This window comes from Tenacibaculum sp. MAR_2010_89 (assembly GCF_900105985.1).
Taxonomy (GTDB): domain Bacteria; phylum Bacteroidota; class Bacteroidia; order Flavobacteriales; family Flavobacteriaceae; genus Polaribacter; species Polaribacter halocynthiae.
On sequence record NZ_FNUB01000005.1, the window covers coordinates 2,797,545 to 2,813,942 of the forward strand.

Annotated in this window: 16 protein-coding genes; 6 read left to right on the forward strand and 10 right to left on the reverse strand. The window is 27.0% G+C overall.

The window, feature by feature from the left end; translation table 11 throughout:
* A complete protein-coding gene (locus tag BLV71_RS15640) occupies positions 1-2,526 on the reverse strand; it encodes a CHAT domain-containing protein (RefSeq protein ID WP_093871448.1) in 2,526 nt (841 codons plus the stop codon).
* A 26-nt stretch (positions 2,527-2,552) separates the two neighbouring features.
* Positions 2,553-3,800, reverse strand: a complete 1,248-nt coding sequence (locus tag BLV71_RS15645; RefSeq protein WP_093871449.1) for a S8 family peptidase — start codon at positions 3,798-3,800, stop codon at positions 2,553-2,555.
* Positions 3,801-3,946: 146 nt separating this feature from the next.
* Between BLV71_RS15645 and BLV71_RS15650 the strand changes: the two genes are divergently transcribed.
* Positions 3,947-4,501, forward strand: a complete 555-nt coding sequence (locus tag BLV71_RS15650; protein WP_093871450.1) for an RNA polymerase sigma factor — start codon at positions 3,947-3,949, stop codon at positions 4,499-4,501.
* Positions 4,501-5,292, forward strand: a complete 792-nt coding sequence (locus BLV71_RS15655; RefSeq protein ID WP_093871451.1) for a tetratricopeptide repeat protein — start codon at positions 4,501-4,503, stop codon at positions 5,290-5,292. Before BLV71_RS15650 ends, BLV71_RS15655 begins: the two co-directional genes overlap by 1 nt.
* Before the next feature lie 5 nt (positions 5,293-5,297).
* On the opposite strand, the gene BLV71_RS15660 is transcribed toward BLV71_RS15655, so the two are convergent.
* From BLV71_RS15660 to mnmA, 5 genes are read right to left on the reverse strand one after another with little or no spacing between them, the layout of a single operon-like run.
* Positions 5,298-6,017: an aspartyl/asparaginyl beta-hydroxylase domain-containing protein gene (locus tag BLV71_RS15660; protein WP_093871452.1), complete on the reverse strand. Its 720-nt coding sequence runs from the start codon at positions 6,015-6,017 to the stop codon at positions 5,298-5,300.
* Between the two features lie 3 nt (positions 6,018-6,020).
* Entirely contained in the window at positions 6,021-6,959 is a 939-nt protein-coding gene (locus BLV71_RS15665) for an NAD(P)H-dependent flavin oxidoreductase (protein ID WP_093871453.1), read from the reverse strand.
* Complete coding sequence (locus BLV71_RS15670; RefSeq protein ID WP_113785913.1) at positions 6,959-7,774, reverse strand: toxin-antitoxin system YwqK family antitoxin; 816 nt, start codon at positions 7,772-7,774, stop codon at positions 6,959-6,961. The genes BLV71_RS15665 and BLV71_RS15670 overlap by 1 nt, the downstream gene beginning before the upstream one ends.
* A gap of 10 nt (positions 7,775-7,784) precedes the next feature.
* Positions 7,785-9,395 carry a S8 family serine peptidase gene (locus tag BLV71_RS15675; RefSeq protein WP_093871455.1) on the reverse strand — a complete coding sequence of 537 codons (1,611 nt, stop codon included), beginning with the start codon at positions 9,393-9,395 and terminating at the stop codon, positions 7,785-7,787.
* 44 nt (positions 9,396-9,439) lie between these two features.
* Positions 9,440-10,627, reverse strand: coding sequence for a tRNA 2-thiouridine(34) synthase MnmA (gene mnmA / locus BLV71_RS15680; RefSeq protein ID WP_093871456.1), 1,188 nt, complete (start codon positions 10,625-10,627; stop codon positions 9,440-9,442).
* A gap of 165 nt (positions 10,628-10,792) precedes the next feature.
* On the opposite strand from mnmA, the gene BLV71_RS15685 reads away from it, so the two are divergent.
* Entirely contained in the window at positions 10,793-12,487 is a 1,695-nt protein-coding gene (locus tag BLV71_RS15685; RefSeq protein WP_093871457.1) for a T9SS type A sorting domain-containing protein, read from the forward strand.
* A 65-nt stretch (positions 12,488-12,552) separates the two neighbouring features.
* Here BLV71_RS15685 and BLV71_RS15690 read toward each other — a convergent pair whose 3' ends face one another.
* Positions 12,553-13,257: a toxin-antitoxin system YwqK family antitoxin gene (locus BLV71_RS15690; protein WP_093871458.1), complete on the reverse strand. Its 705-nt coding sequence runs from the start codon at positions 13,255-13,257 to the stop codon at positions 12,553-12,555.
* 45 nt (positions 13,258-13,302) lie between these two features.
* Here BLV71_RS15690 and BLV71_RS15695 point away from each other — a divergent pair, with 45 nt between their 5' ends.
* The 3 genes from BLV71_RS15695 (at position 13,303) to BLV71_RS15705 (ending at position 14,531) form a co-directional block, all read left to right on the forward strand.
* Entirely contained in the window at positions 13,303-13,878 is a 576-nt protein-coding gene (locus BLV71_RS15695; RefSeq protein WP_093871459.1) for a hypothetical protein, read from the forward strand.
* Positions 13,879-13,978: 100 nt separating this feature from the next.
* Positions 13,979-14,167 carry a hypothetical protein gene (locus BLV71_RS15700; RefSeq protein ID WP_093871460.1) on the forward strand — a complete coding sequence of 63 codons (189 nt, stop codon included), beginning with the start codon at positions 13,979-13,981 and terminating at the stop codon, positions 14,165-14,167.
* Between the two features lie 133 nt (positions 14,168-14,300).
* On the forward strand, positions 14,301-14,531 hold the full coding sequence (locus BLV71_RS15705) for a hypothetical protein (protein WP_093871461.1): 231 nt from the start codon (positions 14,301-14,303) through the stop codon (positions 14,529-14,531).
* A gap of 53 nt (positions 14,532-14,584) precedes the next feature.
* On the opposite strand, the gene BLV71_RS15710 is transcribed toward BLV71_RS15705, so the two are convergent.
* Together BLV71_RS15710 and BLV71_RS15715 are read right to left on the reverse strand one after the other, a co-directional pair.
* On the reverse strand, positions 14,585-15,412 hold the full coding sequence (locus BLV71_RS15710) for a sterol desaturase family protein (protein WP_093871462.1): 828 nt from the start codon (positions 15,410-15,412) through the stop codon (positions 14,585-14,587).
* A gap of 358 nt (positions 15,413-15,770) precedes the next feature.
* Positions 15,771-16,316 carry a YkgJ family cysteine cluster protein gene (locus BLV71_RS15715; protein WP_093871463.1) on the reverse strand — a complete coding sequence of 182 codons (546 nt, stop codon included), beginning with the start codon at positions 16,314-16,316 and terminating at the stop codon, positions 15,771-15,773.
* Positions 16,317-16,398 lie beyond the last annotated feature (82 nt).

The following is a 16,398-nucleotide window of genomic DNA, read 5'->3' on the forward strand; positions in this document are numbered from 1 at the left end:
TTACTTTAAATACAATTTATTTCTTTTTAGGAATAAAAATATAACGCCTAAAGTTATAAACAATAATATCCATACCCAGTTACTGTAATTAGTACTGGGTATTATTTTTATACTATCTGGATTTCCAATTAATATTAAAGATGCCCAAAAATATGGTGATGTTTCACTTAATTGATGCGTTTTTAAATAGTTTTTCTTTGCTATATTTAGAGCCTTCAACTTTGTTTTACCTGCACTTAATTCTTTATAAAATACTTTTAAAATTTCATTAGTTGACTTTTCATTTGCTTTCCATTGTGTTGTAATCACACTCTTTGCTCCTCCTCTAAAAAAACCTCTAGACAAACTCATAATTCCCTCGCCTATTTCTTGTTTTCCTGAAGCTCCATTACAAGCATCTAAGACTACTAACTCTGCATTATTTGACAAACTCAATAACTCCTTTAAATTAATTTTTTTATCCCGGAAAGCTATCCATGGATCATTATCTATTTTATTTAAACCAGCATGAGTGTTTAAATGTATTATTGAATAATTTTTTAACTCTTTTATAAAAGTTTCTTTTGTAGCTTTCTCCTCTATAAATAACTCAGTTTCACAAATTGATGCAACTTCTTGCATTGCCTTTTTACTTCTTTTAAGTGATTGAAGAGTTTTTTGATTAAAATCTACTGGAGCAAATGCCAATATTTTATCAATCGATTTCTTAGTGTTCCTATTTAATTTTTCAAATACTGAAGCTGATAATAAATAATTAATCTCTGTATGCTCTAATAAGTATTCACCTGTTAAGGCATCTGGAATTAATGCTTCAAAATTAATACGTTGTAATTTATAATCTGGAATTACTATTAATCCTTTATTTTTTATTTTCTTAATAGAATTTTTAAAAGGAAATAGTTTTAAAAATACATTATTTGCTAACCTCTTGTATTTTTCTTTATCATCTTTATAAATAAAATATTTAGACATTTTATTTTTTAAACTATCAACTTGATTAATTAATTCTGGTACGTTTTCTAATTTGTAAAATATTTTTTCATTCTCATTACAAAAAATTCCAAAACCTCTTTTTTCATTTAAAATATACTCTACCAAGTTTTTTTCTTTACCTATATGTTGTCTAATACTTTCTTCTAAACTAATTATTAAAGATTCTTTTTTGTTACTGCCCTTAGTATTATTTAATCCTTCTAATAATAATAAAGCCTTATTTTTTTCCATAAAATAAAATGCTTGAGAAACATCATTTTTATAATACGATAAAGTAACAGCTTTCATGTAAAAACTAGCTGCTTTGCGTATCCAAAACAGCTTAGAAGTATCAACAATACTTTCTAATCTAATAAACGAAATAAGTTTATCAACTAAAATACTTATTTCAATTGCTTTATTTAAATCATCATTTTTTAAAGTCGATTCATAATTTTTAATACTAGCTTCTACGTTTTCTATTAAATAGTCAAGAATATCTAACGTATAATCTGAATTCGTAATTTCTTTTAAACTAAGTACGGTTTCATCATAACCTCTATCTAAAAGAATGCCTATCGCCTTTTTATTATAACGTATTTTAATTTCAGGAGTTAAATAATCTCCCATATTACTATTTACAGCGGCAATTGCTTTTTTATCTGTTTTAATTTCTAATGCTTTATCAAAAAAATAATTTGCTTTTTTCCTTTTCTTTAACTTATTATATACCCTTCCTATATTACTGTATACTCTACCTACATTACCAAAATCATTCTTTTCTTCATAAACTTTTAGTACCTGTTTATACAATTCAATAACTTTAAATGGCTTATTTAAGTTTTCGTAAATATTTGCTAAATTATTTTTATAGCCTATATCAGTAGAAAGATAATTATGATTTTTTAAAATATTATCAATACTGTTTATATGATAATTTATTTCTTCTAAATACCTTTTTGTTTCATCTATATAACTATAAGTAGCAATCACTGCTTCATGAGCTTTTAATAAAGTTCTTGGATCTTTATAAGATGTATAGTTTTCAATTACTTTATTAAAATTTATTAAAGCATTAAAATAATCACCTTTATTAGTAAAAATAAACCCTAAATCTATATATGATTTATAAGTAAATTTATTTTTTACAGGTTGACTTTGCAGTTTTATAATTATTTCTTTTTGCTTTTTCTCATTACCCTGAACCTTATAGTAATAGTTTAAATTATAAAAACTATTATTTAATTTATAATAGTCAATTGAATCAGTATCTATTCTTATACTAATTGATTTCTGTGTAACAGAAATAGCTTTCTCATAATTATTTTCAAATGAATATAAAATACCTTGCTTATGATAAGCATACGATATATTCTCTTTAGTTAAATTTTCTCTTTTAGTTATAAATTCTTCTAAAATTTGAGTTTTTAATGTATTCTCAATATTTAATTTATAAATAGAATCGATTTCTTTTTCTTGATTTAGTTTACTTTGACTAAAGGATTTTTGATGAATGATTAAAAACGATAAAAAAAGAAAAAGAAATCGATTCATAAGTATCTCATTATTATTATGGAATACTAATTTAACAATTTATTATATTTTACAGGTCTCGAATACAATTGATTTACACCTATAACATTTAATGCGTCTATAATTTGGTTGGGACTATATAACATTCCAGACTCAAATAATACTTTGGCAGAAATTGCTGTTACTAAAGGTGCAGCATATGAAGTTCCTGAAATATATACAGGAGTGCCTAAAATATCATAAAACAAAATATTGTGGCCAGGAGCATAAAAATCTACGGTATTTATTCCATAATTGGAAAAAGAAGCAATATTATTTCTCTCTGAATCTGATGCTGCTATTGCTAAAATATTACCTTGTGGATATGATGAAGGATAATGACTTACATAATCATTATTAACACCAGAATTTCCTGCTGAAGTAACAATTAAAACATTATTATATTCTGCAATTAAGTCATTAAAAATAGAGTTAACATATGTATTATTATCATACCAACCTAAACTCATTTGAACAATATGAACTCTTGGTAAAGCATATTTTAAACCACATAAAATATTAAAATAGCTAGCTACCCCGTTTTGATCACATACTTTTACTGGTAAAATTTGATGTGGCACCCCTTCTTCATTCAATTTATTGTTAACAATATAAGTAACTTTTGTTCCATGAATTAATTCATAATCATCATAAAAATCATTGTCGTGATTTACAAAATCCCATCCCGATAATTCATTAGCCACATTAACCCCAGAAGAATTATATAAAAAAGGAGTTACAAACAATGGATAGTTCGCATTGACTCCAGTATCTAACACACCAATTGTTACTCCCGTATTATTCGGTACAATTTGAGATATAAAACTATTATTATCAGTATTTGACATTCCTGAATTATTTTCATTTTCTAAATGAAATACAAATTCATTATCTACATTTGAAATATCCCCTTCCGGGCCTCCACTTCCACCTTGTATAGTTAATTTTTTATCTTCAACATCCGCATTACTTCCAAAATCCCATTTCTCTATTAATTTATCATCACATAAATCACAAAATTGGTATTTGACAACCTCATAGAGTTTTCTCAATTTTTGTTTTTTACTAGTACTTACCCCTTCTCTAAACTTAATAATAAGTTCAGTTTTTGAATATCTTGGTGTTGGTAGAATAACTTTTTTTGTTTTAATCATTCTTGATTTTGCTTGATTTTCTGTTAATTCAGTATCATTTACTGTACACTCAACAAAGCCTAAACATAGAGTTAAAACAAATAATAATTTTAAGAGTTTCATTGTTTTTCTGTTTATAATTATTTTAGGAAACTTAGTAATATTACTATTTTTAATTTATATTACTATAATTATAGGCTTAAAATTATTAAAATCATTACCCATTTATTTTATTAAATTAATTTATTTTTGAACTATATTTTAAATTTATGACAGAAAGTGAAAGGTATTTAAATGCTTTATTGAAAGGGAATGAAAAAATAACTGCAGAGATATACACAAAATTTTATAGAAAAGTTAGTTCTTTTATTTTAGCCAATAAAGGAAAAGAAGAAGATGTAGAAGATGTTTTTCATGATGCCTTAATGTACTTAATCGTTGCTCATAAAAAACAAGCCTTAAAAATAAACTCTTTTGAAGGCTATTTTTTCACCATTTGTAAAAACATTTGGAAAACTTCATTAAAAAATAAAAATAAACAGGTAATAAATAATAATGTTTTACCACTAGAAGATAAAGATGATGATTTAAGCTTATTAATTATTCAACAAGAAAGAAGAGATTTATATCGAGATGCTTTTCATAAACTCTCTTCAAATTGTAAAGAAATTTTAGGTAACTATTTTAATGGAATGGGGTATCAAGAATTATTAGAAGAGTTTTCGTATAGTACAATAAATACTATTAGACAACGAGTTTTTAAATGTAAAACTAAGTTGATTTCATTAATAAAAAAGGATCGTCGTTATAATAAACTAAAGTGATGGAAGAAAAAACACAAGAAGAAATTGAACGTTACTTACATAACGAAATGAACATAGAAGAACGTTCTGTTTTTGAAAAAAAAATAAAATCAGATGAATTGCTTAAAGAAGAAGTTTTACTTCAAATTGCAATTCATGAATCTTTTGAGGATCCTAGCATTCAACACAATCAAAATATTTATAACATCAATTTAATTAATGACATTAAACAACAATTAAAGTCAGATGAATTAAGACAAACTTCAAAATTTATTAAAGAAAGTACTAAAAAACATAAAAACTCAAATAAAAAAACTATAAAACTAGTAACCAAGTTTATTGCTTCAATAGCTGCGGTTATTTTAATTTCTTTTATGTTATTTTACAACTCCCAACAAAATTCTCTAAGTTTATATAATGAATATGCTGATTGGAACAACCTACCTTCTTTAATTGAAAAAGGAGAAAGTAATACTCTTTCAGAGTTAGAAATACTGTACAACGCTAAAGAATATAAAAAAATTATTGCTTTTAATATACCTACAAATAAAGCTCCTTATGAATTAATCTACATAGGAACTTCTTATGTCAAGTTAAACGATTTTAAAAATGCTTCTATTACTTTTGACAATTTAATAAACACTAACTCATTAGAAAGCTCAAGAGGGTATTGGTATAAGCTTTTAATTCTTTTGAATCAGAATAAATTAACTGATGCTAAAAAAACGTTAACTATAATCCTTAATAACAAAGAAAATTATAATTATACTAAAGCTAAAGAGCTCTCAGAGAAAATTAAAAATATAAAATAGGAGATTTATTTAATTAACAGTTGATTTTCTAATTGAATAATTAGTTCTTTGGATGCTGGCGTGTTTTGTAATTTAAGTTCGTTTATCATTTGTTCAATGGTTGCCTTATCATGTACTTGAGAAGAATTCTCAAGTATAAAAAAGCGTTCCTTTTCAGCAAGAGAAAAAAATAAGTTATCTGACCATTGGTTTCTTTCTAAATCAATAACTAAATGAATTCTATCTGTATCTCCTAAATTTGAAACTGAATGTATATAGTTTACGTTTGTATACCAACATTCTCCAACTTTCATATCAACAATTTCATCATCTAATAAAAAAGTTACCTTATTATTAGTAATTATAGGAACATGGATACGAAAACAATTGTCTTCATATCCAAGTTTATAATCTCTATGAGGTTTTATTTTTGAGCCTTTTTCTAAGTTTAGTAATCTTACTGAAATTAATGAACTTTTAAAGGTATTTATAACTTCTTTAAGATATGGACATTCTTTTAAGAAAGGAGTTTCAATTATTTTTACTTTTTCTATGGACGCATAAATATTATTCTCATCACCATTTTCAGCATATAAAGCTATTGATTTCCAACTCCCTTCGTAACCTGTTTTATTAAAATGATCATTCCATTTAGAAGTAACAATTGTTTGTAACTCATTCTGAAGTTTTTCAACATTAAACTGAAAAGGTAATTTTAAAAACCTAACTCCTTTTTCTTTTTCCATTATTTATCCTAGCATTTCACTTTTAACTCTAGTAAATTCTTTCATTATATCATCTAATACATCTTTAGCTGGTTTTATTTTATGAATTAATCCTGCTATTTGTCCTATCTCTAATTCGCCTTCCTCTAAATCACCTTCAAACATTCCTCGTTTAGCACGAGCCCTCCCCAATAAATCTTTAATTTCTTCTATTGTAGGGTTCTTCTGATACAGTTCTTGTACTTCATTGTAAAATTTATTCTTTACCAATCTAACAGGAGCTAACTCTTTTAATGTTAAATGAGTACCTCCATCTTTAACCTCAACTATTGTTTCTTTAAATTTATCATGAGCTGATGACTCTATCGTAGCTGCAAAACGGCTACCTACTTGTACTCCATCTGCACCTAATACCATTGCTGCTAACATTCCTCTACCTGACCCTATTCCTCCAGCTGCAATTACAGGTATTTTAACTTGTTCTTTAACCATGGGGATTAATGTAAAAGTAGTTGTTTCTTCACGCCCATTATGTCCGCCAGCTTCAAACCCTTCACATACCACTGCATCAACTCCAGCTGCTTCAGCTTTTAAAGCAAACTTCACAGAGCTTACAACATGAACAACTGTAATACCTTTATCTTTTAAAAAATTTGTCCATGTTTTAGGGTTTCCTGCTGAAGTAAAAACAATTTTCACTCCTTCTTCAATAATAATATCCATGATTTTTTCTATATCAGGATACAACATTGGTACATTAACTCCAAAAGGTTTATTTGTAGCTTTCTTACATTTTTGAATGTGCTCTCTTAATACATCAGGGTACATTGAACCTGCACCTATTAATCCTAAACCTCCTGCATTAGAAACTGCTGAAGCAAGTTTCCAACCACTTACCCATATCATTCCTCCTTGAATAATAGGGTATTCTATATTAAATAATGTTGTTATTTTATTTTGCATTAATTAAAACTTGTATAAAAATGAAATGGTGTACTAAAATGAACGGGGACTTTTCTACTCATATGAATAGCTGGTTCCCATCCTTTTATATTTTTGAAATAAATTTTTAACCTATTTTTTAAATCTATTGGTATTTTATCACTTGTATTTACAATCATTTTTCCTTTAGAGGTTACTATGAAATTTAAATAAACTCTTCCATTTATCTGAAAACCTGATGTAATTAATGTACTGTACATTTTTTTAATTCTTTTAAAAAAAACCTTACTATCTCCTCCTTTAAATAAAAGTTTTTTACGCTCTATCAACTCTTTTTTTACTTTTACACCATTTTCGTTATATAATAATGTTTTCATTAACTTCCCTTTAGAAAAATATTGCCTACAGGCTATATTCCCGTTAGTATGGTAATACTTCCATATTCCAGTCTTTACTCCATTAATATAAAATAATGTATTATCTACACCTCCATTATAAAACCATGATTTAACAATACCATTTAAATCACCATCTTTATTAAACGAAAATGTCTTTTTTAAATTTCCATTTCTATAAAATTCAACAAATTTCCCTTGTGGGTTTTTCTTATCTTTAAATTTATAAGCTCCTCTTTTTGCTAATTTTCCATTTCTAAAATAAAGTGATCCTACCCAAATAGTATCCTTTTTTACTATAGTTTCTATAAATTTAGCTTCTTTTTTTCTTTTTGTAATTTTTTCTTTATGATTTATATAATTTACAATTGAATCTTTTTGACTAAATAAATTATTTACACATAACAACAATAATGTTATAATAATAAAATTCTTTTTCAATTTTAATTTCTTATTTTTTTATAAACTTAATTTTTTCAATTTTCCTTCCACTTTTAATTTGTAATATATATACACCTTTATTAAGTGATGACACATTTATTATATTAGAGTTAGAAATGTTCTTGTATACTTCTTGTCCTAGAACGCTATAAACAATTACCTCATTAATAGTATCAGTAAAAGAAATTATTAAATGATCCTTTACAGGGTTTGGAAATATCTTAAACTCTTCTTTGTCATTATCTTCTGATGACAATGTTTTATTATACGCCTGTTCCAAATCTGGTACACCATACCCATACTGATTTGTTGGATTGCTATATTTATCTGCAGACTCTCTAATCATATTCATTATTTCTACATTCGTTTTTGAAGGAAAAGCTTGCCAAAAAGACGCTACTGCTCCAGCCATAACCGGTGAAGAAAAAGAAGTTCCATTTGATGTTGATGGAATTCCTGTTTGATGATTGATAACATAAACATTACGTCCATGTGCTAAAACATCTGGTTTTACCCTTCCATCTGCTGTAGGTCCAAATGAACTAAAAGAGGCTATCGTTTCTGTGGCATCAACAGCTCCAATCGTAAATACAGAAGCGGCATCTGCTGGAGCAGAAATATATTTCCATGATTTATTACCATCATTCCCAGCTGAAGTAACCAATATCATACCTCTTGAAACTCCTATTTCTGCTCCTCTTGAAATAAAAGCTGTTTTCCCATCCATATCAGCATAGGTATGACTATAATTTGCGTTATCAAATGTAGTATACCCTAAAGATGTATTAATTACATCTACACCTAAACTATCTGACCTTTCAGCAGCCTCAACCCACAAACTTTCTTCTAAAGGTCCTTCATTAGAAACATCTTCTGTAATAAAAAGATAAAACGATGCGTCAGGCGCTGTTCCTACAAATTGATCTTTAATATATCCTGAAATATCTGACAAAACATTAGTTCCGTGATTATGACCTGAATAAAAGTTAGTACTTCTGTTAACAAAGTCATAACCTCCAAGAATTTTATTATTATCTCTAATCCTTTTAAAAGCACTTAATATATTTACATTTGGAAAACCTGCATCAATAACAGCTATTTGCATTCCCTTACCTGTAAAACCTTTTTTATGTAAAAAATCAGCTTTTATCATAGTTATTTGACTAGAAGTTAACCCATAATTGAAGTCTTCTTTTACTGATGAAAATTTATTATAATGTGATGCTTTCACTTTTTTTGTTGAAACAGTAGTTCTAGCGTTTAATGATCTATTAGCAAATTCAATTTTATCTATAAAATTAAATGTAGTTTTTAAAGCATCAATTTTTGATTTTTCTCCTCTAATATGAATTGCATTTAACCATTTTGACTTTGCTAAAACTGTTATACCATCAGCTCCTTTAATTTGATTATAATAACTACTATGTACTGGTACATCCTTTTCATCTAATGCTATCTTCTGTTTCGTTCTCCTATCTAAAGAACGTTGGGATAACATAGTTAAAGGATTAGATAAATAGTTAGAAGCACTAGGTTTATCTTTCAAAATAACCCATGCATCTTCTTGAGAAAAGAGATAAGAGCTAAATAATAAAACGCAAAAAAGTAGTAATTTTTTCATGTTGACTAAATTACTACTTTTATTATTATTTTTATAAAAACAAGCTAACTAATAACTCCTGAACCCAGTAACTCTTCTTCTTTATACCAAGCTACAAATTGACCTTCTTGAATTGCTGATTGTGGATTATCAAATTCAACATATAATCCTTTTTCAACTTTATGTAACGTTGCTTTTTCTAATTTTTGACGATAGCGTATCCTTCCTTCTACTTCCAAAGTTTCACCAGATTTTAATGCTAAATCTTTACGTACCCAATGTAATTCTTCATTAGAAACAAATAAAACATTACGGTATAATCCTTTATGATTTTTTCCTTCTCCAGTATAAATTACATTTTCATCAACATCAGTTTCTATAACAAATAAAGGTTCTTTTGTTCCTCCTACTGCTAATCCTTTACGTTGTCCTTTTGTAAAATAATGAGCTCCTTGATGTTTTCCTACAACTTTACCATCTTCTTTCGTATAAACGAACTTTGTAGAAAAATACGCTAATTCAGCCTCTTTATTTTCAAATTGAGTGACTGAACGATTATATCCCTCAAAATCTGAGGGTATTTGAATAATAACCCCTTCTTTTGGTTGTAATTTTTGCTGTAAAAAATCTGGTAAACGTACTTTACCTATAAAACATAAACCTTGACTATCTTTTTTATCAGCTGTTATTAAATCTGCCTCTTTAGCTATCTCTCTAACCTCTGGCTTCGTTAATTCACCAACTGGAAATAAAGCTTTTGATAATTGTTTTTGAGATAACTGACATAAAAAATACGATTGATCTTTATTAGTATCCTTACCACCTAATAATTTATATACAGGCTTACCATCAATAATTTCTTCTGCTTTTCTACAGTAATGTCCTGTAGCAACATAATCTGCTCCTAAACTTAATGCAATATCCATAAATACATCAAATTTAATTTCACGATTACATAAAACATCAGGATTAGGAGTTCTTCCTTTCTCGTACTCATTAAACATATAATCTACAATACGTACTTTATATTGTTCACTTAAATCAACAGTTTGAAATGGAATTCCTAATTTCTCAGCAACAATCATTGCATCATTACTATCTTCTAACCACGGACATTCATCAGATATAGTTACAGTATCATCATGCCAATTCTTCATGAATAAACCTATAACCTCATACCCTTGCTCTTTTAATAAGTGTGCCGTAACACTACTATCAACACCACCTGAAAGTCCTACTACTACTCTTTTCATTATTTACTTTTAGTGAGGTGCAAATTTACGAATACCTTTTCAATAATTAATCATTTCAATATAATTCCAATTAACACAGAAATCAACTGAAATTTCACCCGAAAAGGGTTACCCCTTTTTTTTAAGTTCTCTTTAATTTTACACAAACAACTAACCTATATAATTATGAAAAAAAGTATTTATTTTTTTACCCTAATTCTACATTCAGCCATACTAATTGCTCAAAACAATTGTAATTGTGATCATTACATATCCAATTTGAGTGCTACAAATTTCAACCTTATTAATGGTAACTCATTTGATTATAAACCTGGTGATATTTTTTGTATTGCTAGTGGTGAATATAAAGGGATTAGACTAGTTAATTTTAATGGCTCACAAAACAACCCTTTAATTTTTAAAAATGATGGAGGAAAAGTTATTTTCTCTGAAACAACATATCCAGCTATAGAATTAAAAGAAAGTACTTTTATAAAATTTACAGGTACTGGTAATACTGAAAACAAATATGGATTTATTGTTACAGCAAATACAACTGCTATAGGAATTACTGAGTTTAGTAGTGATATAGAAATGGATCATATTAAAGTAGAACGTGCTGGTTTCGCTGGTTTTATGGCAAAAACAAATCCGAGATGTAATAACCCAAAAACCTGGAGAAGAAATGGATTTATTATGAAAAACATTAAACTTCATGATAATTATATAAAAGACACTGAAGGTGAAGGCTTCTATATAGGAAGTACAGATGGATATAAAGTTAAAACAAGATTAAAATGTAATGATGAATATGCTTTTCCTCATTGGTTAGAAAACATTGAAATATATAATAATAGTATTGAAAATGTTGGCTGGGATGGTATTCAAGTAAATTTAGTGAGAAAAAATGGACAAATTTATAATAATACTATAACTGGTTATGGTACATCTACAAATAATGGATATCAAAAATTTGCAATGAGTATTGGAGGTGGTCGTTACTCAGTTTATAATAATTATATCAAAAACTTAAACGATGGTAAAGGAATGCAGTTTATAAGTACTCAAAGTGGTACAATGATATATAATAACGTGATGATTAATCCAAAATCTGATGCTATTTTTATACATAGTAGACATCAATTGGAAGATAAAACTAGAGCCTATTATGTTTTAAACAATACAATTATAAACCCTGAAAAATCAGGCGTTAAATTATATACTCATATTACAGAAAGTTCAAATCCAAATTTATTAAATACACTACAATCTTCTATTCCTAGTTATTTTGTAAATAATATTATTGTAAATCCAGGTAATAATTATGAAACTACTGGAACATGGAAAAATATTGATGAAAACTATTTTGACTTTAATGCTCCAGATGAAAAAAACATGCTGAAAAAATATATCAGTTCTAATTTACTTTCAAAAAATATTGATACACTTGGTTTTTCAGATTCATTAAATAATAATTATACTCCAAAAAACAGTAGCTCTAGTATGGTAGATACAGGTGAAGATTTAGTAAAATTTGGTATTACTAATGATTTTAATGGAATTAGCAGACCTCTAAACAATGCATTTGATATTGGAGCTTACGAACTAAAAAATGTGAGTAACTCTCTTCATGTAAAATCATTTAAACCTGAATCAAAAATCATCACTACTCTTTACCCAAACCCAACAAATAATTATATAATCATTAATACATTTTTAAAAATTAATTCAGCTATATTTTATGATATAAAAGGAAATTTTATTGAAAAAAAGGAAAATCCTTCAAATAAAATCTCTATTTCAAATTTGAAAGAAGGGCTTTATTTTATACGAATAAACTACGAAAACACAACTGAAGTTTTACAAATTATAAAAAAATAATATTAAAAAGAGCTATTGCATTTATAAATACAATAGCTCTTTAAAAAAATATTAAATATGTAAGTTTATTTATTTTTCAACTCAGATAACTTATTTTTCTTCTTCTTTGTAACTACTTCACCATCCATATAAAATTCCCATTTACCATCTCTCTTACCTTTTTTATAGTTCCCTTTTTCTTTTATATTTCCTTTCAAATCATAGTATTTCCCTTCACCATGTAATTTTCCTTCTTCATAGCTTACATCTTCTATCAAAACACCATCTTCAGTAAAAACTTTAGAAGTTCCATGTTTTTTCCCTTGACTATAATATGTTTCTTCTGTTAGCTTTCCATTAGTATAGTAGTTTTTTAATACTCCATCCAATTTTCCATTAGCATAATTCTCTTCAGAAATAATTTTTTTCCCATTAGGAAAATAATAAAGCCATGTACCTTCTCTATTTTTTCCTTTCATTTTTCCTTTACTCTTTAACTTCCCTGTAATAGTATAAAACTTTACATCAGCCACATTATTAACTAAAGAAAACTCCTTAATAATAGTTGGTTGAGTTGATGAAGTAATTGAATAAAATTTAAAAACTCCTATTTCTTTACCATCTTTAAACTCACCTTGATATCTAATTTTTCCGTTTTTATAAAACTTTTTCCAAACTCCAGTTCTTTTACCTTTATTATTAAATTGATTTGTTTTTTGAGCACTCATCGTTACTGTAAAAAACATTACTAATAAAATTGTGATTGAAAATATCCTTTTTATATTTATCATTTTGTTACTCCTTTTACGATTCAAATTTACATAAACCATACCAATATGAGTATTGATTTTTTAATTACTGTACTAAAAAATATGGATAACCCTGCAAGAGTTAATCGAAATAACGCAGCAAATATTGTATTAGAACAACCTGAGTTAGTAAATTTCTTAGTTGAATTAACTTTTGACACTAGCAATAAAATTTCAATAAAAGCTGCTTGGGTATTAGAATGGATTTGTACTCATCATGGTATAAATAACATACACCCTTATCTTGATGTTTTTACTGAAAGCATTTCAAAAGTACATTTTGATAGCGCTATAAGACCCTGCTCAAAAATATGTGAACATTTAGCCACAGCATATACCTCAAAAAAAGAAAATGACACCAAATTTATTTTAACAGAAAATCATATTGATAAAATTGTTGAAACTGGGTTTGACTGGCTTATTACCGATCAAAAAATAGCTGTTAGAGCATATACAATGACTACTCTTTATTTATTCGGCTTACATAAAAGTTGGATTCACCCCGAACTAAAACACTTAATTAGTACTAAAATAATACATGAAAGTAAAGGTTGCAAAGCTAGAGGCACTAAAATATTAGAACTAATTAGTAAACATTCATAAAACATTCGTTTCGGAAACAAATTTACTTCTTTTGAAAAGTCTTTACCTTTTTTTACAAAAACCTTTATAAATTAATTTTAATTAATTAAAATTATATATTATGTTAAAAAAAATTAAAAGATTAGAGGGTGTTAAAAAATTAAAAACTTCTGATTTAAAAAAGGTTACAGGAGGTTGTGTTACTTACGATTTAGCTTTTGTTTGCTATGAAGATGGTAATTGTTGGGATTCAAACATTGATTTATCTGGAGATTATATTATGTGTGTTCCTACAGTTCCTGTATTTTAACCTAACTTTTTCCCCTTAAAAATAATATTTAATCATTTTCGGAAACAAATTTACTTCTTTCGAAAACTTTTCAACTTTTATATCATCAAATCATTCTACATTGATAACAATATTAATAATTAAATTATAAGTTATGTTAAAAAAAGTTTTAAGTTTAAGTGGTGTTCAAGAGTTAAATAATGCTAAAAAAAAAGTAATCAATGGAGGTGCCAATGATTATTTATGCTTTAAAGCTGATGGATCAAGTTTTAATTCTGGTACTGATGTATCGTCTTCTTCAGTGAACTGTTCACCTATTGCAGAAGTTGCTGCTAGTGATGATGACTATTTTGAGTTTAATTACAACGATCATATTAGACCATAATCTTAAAAGAAATCAAACTATAATAGCCATGTAAAAAACATGGCTATTTTTAATTAGATATTAGTAGGTTTTCTATATCCTTGAAAAGGTTGTTTTAATAACTCTTTTAAACTGGAATTTATTTCTTCATCTGGAAATGTATCAACACCGTATACTATTTTTTCGCGGTCTAATTCCATGTAAGTACCAAATACTCTATCCCAAATAGAAAAAATATTCCCATAATTACTATCAGTATAAGGCAATAAATTATGATGATGCACTTTATGCATATCTGGAGAAACTATAACATAACTCAATATCTTATCTAATTTTTTAGGTATTTTAATATTTGCATGATTGAATTGAGTTAAAACTAAAGAACAGGATTGATACAACATAACAACTGCAATAGGAGCTCCTACTAAAAACACACCTAATAAAGTAAATATAAATCGTATTATACTTTCAATAGGATGATGTCTGTTTGCTGTTGTGGTGTCTACCTTATGATCTGTATGATGAACTAAATGTACCATCCATAACGGCTTTACCTTGTGCTCTACAAAATGTGCTAAATAAGCTCCAAAAAAATCTAAAAAAAATACTCCTAAACAAACATAAAGCCATAATGGAATTTTAGGTAACCTATTTATTAGCCCAAAGTTATTTTCTTGTACCCAATCAGCCGTTTTTAATAATAAAAAAGCCAACAAAAAATTAATTACAATAGTAGTTCCTGTAAAAAACAAATTAGGAAATGAATGCTTCCATTTATTGTACTTAAAATTAAATAATGGTATGGCGCCTTCGAGTAACCAAAAAAAAGTTATTCCTCCAACAAGTATTAAACTTCTATGAGCTGAAGGAATTGTTTCAAAATAATTTATAAGGGTTTCCAATATGTACTAGTTTTCCTTAAAAATAAAAAAAAGTTTTGAGTTAGTCTTTTCTTTTTTAATAATCTACAATTTTTGTAAAAAAACTTCTACTTCATCTTTTTGATGTAAAGTTTAATTTTTTTTCCTAATCGAAATCTACTTGACCTAACTAACCGCTTCAAGTAATACATTTCTAAGAGTAGATATTATTTTATTTGATAACCCTAATTTTATAAAGCTACATAATTCTCGCTCTGACTTACTTAAAGTTGAAAAATATTTTTCTAAATATCTATCTTTTTATTTTTTACTAAGTTATATTCAAGCTTCTTAAAATTAAAAATAACAACCCTTACACCAATTCATTACACTAAAAATTCTATCGTTGCTTTTTAGCTCTAGGTGATCTTCTAACTTTTTCATTAGATTTTAAAGGTAAGCGCTTTTTTAATTCTTCAACAATTCTATAAGTAGCAGGGCAAATCTCAGTATTGTTTATTGTTAAATCTGAAATTTGAGCAAACTTTTTACGATTGGTATGTGGATATTCAGCGCATGCCTTTGGCCGAACATCATAAATATAACAAGAATTATCTCGTTCATCTAAAAAAGTACAGGGTGCAGATTTCAACACCATAAAATCGTCTGAATCTCTTTCTAAATATTGATCAACAAAGTTATGAACTTTCATTTTTAAATGTTTTGCTACTCGTTCAATATCTTTATCAGTAAAAATTGGAGATGTTGTTTTGCAACAATTACCACAATCTAAACAATCGGTTTTTTCAAACTCTTCATCATGAATCTCTCTAACAATTAAATCTAAACGTTTTGGCGTTCTCTTTTTTAAAAGTTGAAAATATTTTTTATTCTCTTCTAAAGCGTCTTTTGCTAATTTCTCTAAATTTTCTAAATCTTTATCCATCATTCAACAGTTTAAATATAACTATAATTCTATTAATTATTTTCTTAAAATCTAAAAGAAAACTAGACGCCTTTTTAGCATT